Here is a 5,067-nt window from a genome sequence, read left to right on the forward strand (position 1 = left end):
CGGCCCGGGCCAGGGGCCGGGCGGCTTCGAGCTGCCCAAGGAGATCAAGGACCTGATGTAGCACCGCGGTTGAACGCCAACGGCCCGGCACCCCGGTGGCGGGCCGTTGGCATGCGCTCCGGATGCTCCATGATGGTCCGATGACGCGAGTGACGATCCGTGCCCCGAGGGCCTCCGACGCCGTCAGCTACGCCGCCGCGGTGCGCCGCTCGGCGGCGCACATCGGGCGGTGGAACCCGGTGGAGCCGGACGGGCTGCCGGACCTGCTCCAGCGTCAGGGGCCCGGCCTGCGCACCTTCCTGATCGTCGACCGGGAGGACGAGGGCCTGGTCGGCAAGTGCAACGTCTCGAACATCGTGATGGGCCGCTACTGCAACGCGGCGCTCGGCTACGACAGCTACCTGCCCTACGCCGGGACCGGCCGGATGACCGAGGGGATGCGGCTGGTGGTGGACCGCTGCTTCGGCGACCCGAGCACCGGCGGCCTGGGCCTGCACCGGCTGGAGATCAGCGTGCAGCCGGAGAACGACCGCTCGATCGCGCTGGCCCGCCGGCTGGGCTTCCGGCACGAGGGGTTCACCCCGCGGATGCTCTTCCTGGACGGCGCCTGGCGGGACCACGAGCGGTTCGCCCTGACGGTCGAGGAGTGGCCGCCGCTCCCCTGACACCGGCGGCGTCGCTCGTGGATCGTCCGGTTCTGTGCCCTTGTCGTCCAGGGGTGACCGAACCCGCCCCGCCCCGGCAGCGTCCCGACCAGCCCGCGGTGGACGAGGAGGCCGCCTACCGGGCGGCCGGGATCGCACCGGCCGACGGTCCGTCAGGCGCGCACGGCGAGCAGGTAGTGGAACTCGGTGGCCAGCCGCACCGTGCCGTCCGTCCGGGTGAAGGGGTGCAGTGCCTCGGCCAGCTCCTTGGCCACCAGCACGTCACCCGAACCGGCGATCGCCCGGTCGAACCAACCGGTGGCCAGCAGCCCGCGCACCGCGCTGTCCAGATCGGCGTAGCCGAACGGGCAGCCGACCCGCCCCCGCCCGACCGCGCGCAGCCCGGCCGCCGCGGCCGGCCCGCCCAGGTCGGCGGCGGCCAGCGGCTCCGGCGCGCGGTCCGGGCCGCCGTGCCGACGCGCCACCTCCAGCACCGCCGCGCACTCGTCCAGGTCCGCCGGGCCCGGTCCGGCCAGCACCACCACTCCGCCCGGCAGGGTCAGCCGGGCCGCCTCGCGCAGCGTGCGGTGCACCTGCTCGCCCAGCCGCAGCGGTTCGAAGACGGTCACCACCCCGTGCGCCGTCCGGGTGGCGGAGGAGTCGGCCACCACCGGCAGCCGGCGGGCCCGGGCCAGCTCGCGCAGCGGGGCGTCCGGCTCCACCCCGGCCACCTGGGCGCCGCGCGCCGCGGCCAGCAGCAGCGCCAGGCCGGACCGGCAGCCCAGGTCCAGCAGGCTGCTGGCGCTGCCCAGACCGACCCGCTCGTGCACCGCCTGGTAGAGCGGCAGCAGCGTGCGCTCCTGGATCTCGGCCCAGTCCCGGGCCCGCTGCTCGCGGTCCCGGCCGCCGGGCCGGGACCTGGTCAGATCCGGGGCAGTGCCGTGCGCTGAAGCCATCTGGTGGGCCTCCCATTCGGTCCGGTACGGAATTCCCCCCGACTGCCCGCCCCCGGTTCCAGCGAACAACCGCCCGGGCGCGCCGTCCAGAGGAGCGCGCCGGAGCATTCACTCCGCCGGGCGTGCGCCCCCGGTCCCGCGGGCCGGAAACGATTCACGCTCGGTGCGCCGGGCACCGTACGATTCGGCCCATGGCAAAGGCTCCCATTCTCACCCCCCAGGCGGACGACTTCCCGCGCTGGTACCAGGATCTGATCAACAAGGCCGAGCTGGCCGACAACGGTCCGGTGCGCGGCACCATGGTCATCCGACCGTACGGCTACGGCCTGTGGGAGCGGATGCAGCAGGAGATGGACGCGCGGATCAAGAAGGCCGGCGCGCAGAACGCCTACTTCCCGATGTTCATCCCGCAGTCCTACCTGACCCGGGAGGCCGAGCACGTCGAGGGCTTCGCGCCCGAGCTCGCGGTGGTCACCCACGGCGGCGGCAAGGACCTCGAGGAGCCGGTGGTGGTCCGGCCGACCTCCGAGACCATCATCAACGAGTACTTCTCCAAGTGGGTGCAGAGTCACCGCGACCTGCCCCTGCTGATCAACCAGTGGGCCAACGTCGTCCGTTGGGAGCTGCGCCCGCGGGTCTTCCTTCGCACCACCGAGTTCCTCTGGCAGGAGGGGCACACCGCGCACGCGACCTACGAGGACGCCCGCGACTACGCCGCGATGATCCACACCGACGTCTACGGCGACTTCATGACCAACGTGCTCGGCATCGACGTGGTGCTGGGCCGCAAGACGGTCAAGGAGCGGTTCGCCGGCGCCATCAACACCCTCACCCTGGAGGGCATGATGGGCGACGGCAAGGCGCTGCAGATGGGCACCAGCCACGAGCTGGGCCAGAACTTCGCCAAGGTCTTCAACACCACCTACCAGCTGCAGGGTGCCGAGCGCGAGTTCGTCTGGCAGACCTCCTGGGGCGTCTCGACCCGCATGGTCGGCGGCCTGATCATGTCGCACGGCGACGACAACGGCCTGCGGGTGCCGCCGCGGCTGGCGGCCGTGCAGGCCGTGGTGCTGGCCATCAAGGGCGACGACGCGGTGATCGCCAAGGTCCGCGAGATCGGCGCCAAGCTGGAGGCGGCCGGCATCCGCACCGTGGTGGACGACCGCACCGACACCCCGTTCGGCCGCCGCGCGGTGGACTGGGAGCTCAAGGGCGTCCCGGTGCGGATCGAGGTCGGCCCGCGCGACCTGGAGGCCGGCACCGCGATGCTGGCCCGCCGGATCCCGGGCGGCAAGGAGCCGGTGCAGATCGACTCGCTGGCCGCGGTGCTGCCGGGCCTGCTGGACGAGGACCAGGCGCTGCTGCTGCGCCAGTCCCGCGAGCGCCGCGAGGCCCGCACCGTGGACGTGACGACCCTCGACGAGTGCGTCGAGGCCGCGGCCACCGGCTGGGGCCGGATCTCCTGGGCCGAGCTCGGCCCGGAGGGCGAGGCCAAGCTGGCCGAGCAGGGCGTCTCGGTCCGCTGTCTGATCGCCGCCGACGGTTCGGTCCCGACCTCCTACGACCAGGAGGGGAACATCGCGATCGTCGCGCGTGCGTACTGATTGCCTTGTCCGGCCGGCAATTGAGTAACCAGTAGGTGACAGCGTCTCGTCTACTGGCCAGTCAACTCCCAGTGCGGCCCGAGTAGCGGTACGGTGTACGGCCCGTGGCCCTGTCAAAACAGGGGGCGCGGGCCGCACACAGCGGCGCGGCGGTCCGCCGTGCCCGGATCGGCCGACCCGGCGAGGATCGACGGGTGCAGACACCGAGGGGGTTGGTCTTGCGTCACCTTCCGCTTGCTCAGTACGGGCGTTGTCACGCCCAGCTGAGAGTTTCCGGGGAATGCCCCCGAGGCTCGCAGAATTGGAACATCGGCCCCGACTCCCTCGTTGGCATAGCGTGAGCACGACACAGCCCCTCGTCCTGGCGGCCGAACTGGCCGCCGCCTGGAGCGACATCCAGGCCTACCACAGTGACCTGCCCGACCTCGCCTCGCCCGAGGCGCTGATCGGGGAGTCCTCCTCGGCCTGCGGCACCCGGCTCGGCTTCGAGCGGCTGCTGCACGAGGCCGCCCACGGTCTGGCCGCGGCCCGTGACATCCGGGACACCTCCCGGGCGGGGCGCTACCACAACCGCCGCTTCCTGCTGCTCGCCTCCGAGCTGGGGCTGGCCCACCCGGTCGAGCCGCACGCCAGCAGCGGCTTCTCCCAGGTGACGATGCTCGCCGAGACCCAGGACCGCTACTCCGCGACCATCGAGCGCCTGGAGCGCGCGCTGGGCGCCCACCAGCAGGCGGTGGCCGGCTCGGCGGACGGCGGGGTGCTGCGCACCTTCCGCGGTCCGGCGGCCCGGCACGGCTCCTCCGGCGGCGGCGTGCGGGTCAAGGCCGTCTGCGGCTGCGGCCGCAACGTCCGGGTGGTCCCCTCGGTGCTGGCCCAGGCCTCGATCGTGTGCGGCGCCTGCCAGCAGCCCTTCAAGATCGCCTGAAGCGGCGCCCCCAGCCGCCCACGAGCTCCCTCCGGCCCCGGTCGGAGGGAGCTCGGCGTTTGTGGCACAATTGACAGCTGATAGCCGACAGCCTATGGACCCTCTCTCCTACGGCTGGCGTGTCACCGGAACGACCGGCGCCGCAGCCCCACGCGGAGCGCGGTCGCTCACCCACGTCAACTCTCAGGAGATCCACTCCCGTGGCAGTCAAGATCAAGCTCAAGCGTCTCGGCAAGATCCGCTCCCCGCACTACCGCATCGTCGTCGCCGACTCGCGCACCAAGCGTGACGGTCGCGCGATCGAGGAGATCGGCATCTACCAGCCGACCTACAACCCCTCGAAGATCGAGGTCGACACCGAGCGTGCCCAGTACTGGCTGTCCGTCGGCGCCCAGCCGACCGAGCCGGTGCTCGCCATCCTCAAGCTGACCGGCGACTGGCAGAAGTTCAAGGGCCTGCCGGCCCCGGAGCCGCTGAAGGTCGCTGAGCCCAAGGTCGAGGACTTCTCGCACCTGTTCGCCAAGGCCGTCGCCGGCTTCGAGGACGCCACCACCGGTGTCGCCATCACCCCGAAGGCCAAGAAGTCGGACAAGGCCGAGGCCGAGGCCGACGCCTCCTCCGAGGCCTGAGCGTGATCGAGGACGCCCTCGACCACTTGGTGAAGGGCATCGTCGAGCATCCCGAGGACGTGCAGGTGCGCGCGCGCAACCTCCGCCGCGGGAACACCATCGAGGTGCGGGTGCACCCTGATGACCTCGGCAAGGTGATCGGCCGTGGCGGCCGCACCGCGCGTGCGCTGCGCACCGTGGTGGGCGCCCTCGGCGGTCGCAACGTCCGCGTCGACCTGGTCGACGTGGACAACATCCGCTGACGATCACCGTCGTCCGCTCGTGGACCGGCCGGGACGCCTGAACGCGTCCCGGCCGGTTCCGTCTTTC

6 protein-coding genes are annotated in these 5,067 nt (G+C 72.2%); 5 read left to right on the forward strand and 1 reads right to left on the reverse strand.

Annotated features, from left to right (window positions below; translation table 11 throughout):
* Positions 1-140 precede the first annotated feature (140 nt).
* Positions 141-665 carry a GNAT family N-acetyltransferase gene (locus tag ACFW1A_RS38430; protein WP_380417950.1) on the forward strand — a complete coding sequence of 175 codons (525 nt, stop codon included), beginning with the start codon at positions 141-143 and terminating at the stop codon, positions 663-665.
* A 152-nt stretch (positions 666-817) separates the two neighbouring features.
* Here the strand turns inward: ACFW1A_RS38430 and ACFW1A_RS38435 are convergent, their stop codons facing one another.
* The gene (locus ACFW1A_RS38435) at positions 818-1,600 is read right to left on the reverse strand and encodes a class I SAM-dependent methyltransferase (protein WP_380417952.1); all 783 of its coding nucleotides are present in this window, start codon (positions 1,598-1,600) and stop codon (positions 818-820) included.
* A 191-nt stretch (positions 1,601-1,791) separates the two neighbouring features.
* On the opposite strand from ACFW1A_RS38435, the gene proS reads away from it, so the two are divergent.
* From proS to ACFW1A_RS38455, 4 genes are all read left to right on the forward strand, one after another.
* Positions 1,792-3,204, forward strand: a complete 1,413-nt coding sequence (gene proS, locus ACFW1A_RS38440) for a proline--tRNA ligase (RefSeq protein ID WP_380417954.1) — start codon at positions 1,792-1,794, stop codon at positions 3,202-3,204.
* 337 nt (positions 3,205-3,541) lie between these two features.
* The gene (locus ACFW1A_RS38445) at positions 3,542-4,129 is read left to right on the forward strand and encodes a hypothetical protein (RefSeq protein ID WP_380417956.1); all 588 of its coding nucleotides are present in this window, start codon (positions 3,542-3,544) and stop codon (positions 4,127-4,129) included.
* 200 nt (positions 4,130-4,329) lie between these two features.
* Positions 4,330-4,758: a 30S ribosomal protein S16 gene (gene rpsP / locus ACFW1A_RS38450; RefSeq protein WP_380417958.1), complete on the forward strand. Its 429-nt coding sequence runs from the start codon at positions 4,330-4,332 to the stop codon at positions 4,756-4,758.
* Positions 4,759-4,760: 2 nt separating this feature from the next.
* Positions 4,761-5,000 carry an RNA-binding protein gene (locus ACFW1A_RS38455; protein WP_380417960.1) on the forward strand — a complete coding sequence of 80 codons (240 nt, stop codon included), beginning with the start codon at positions 4,761-4,763 and terminating at the stop codon, positions 4,998-5,000.
* Positions 5,001-5,067 lie beyond the last annotated feature (67 nt).

Origin of the sequence: Kitasatospora sp. NPDC058965, assembly GCF_042741245.1 — a bacterium.
Lineage (GTDB): Bacteria > Actinomycetota > Actinomycetes > Streptomycetales > Streptomycetaceae > Kitasatospora.

What these genes read in the sequence shown, in the direction of transcription:
- ACFW1A_RS38430 (WP_380417950.1), top strand. Translation starts at nt 141, where the DNA reads ATGACGCGAGTGACGATCCGTGCCCCGAGGGCCTCCGACGCCGTCAGC.
- ACFW1A_RS38435 (WP_380417952.1), bottom strand. Translation starts at nt 1,600, where the DNA reads ATGGCTTCAGCGCACGGCACTGCCCCGGATCTGACCAGGTCCCGGCCC.
- proS (WP_380417954.1), top strand. Translation starts at nt 1,792, where the DNA reads ATGGCAAAGGCTCCCATTCTCACCCCCCAGGCGGACGACTTCCCGCGC.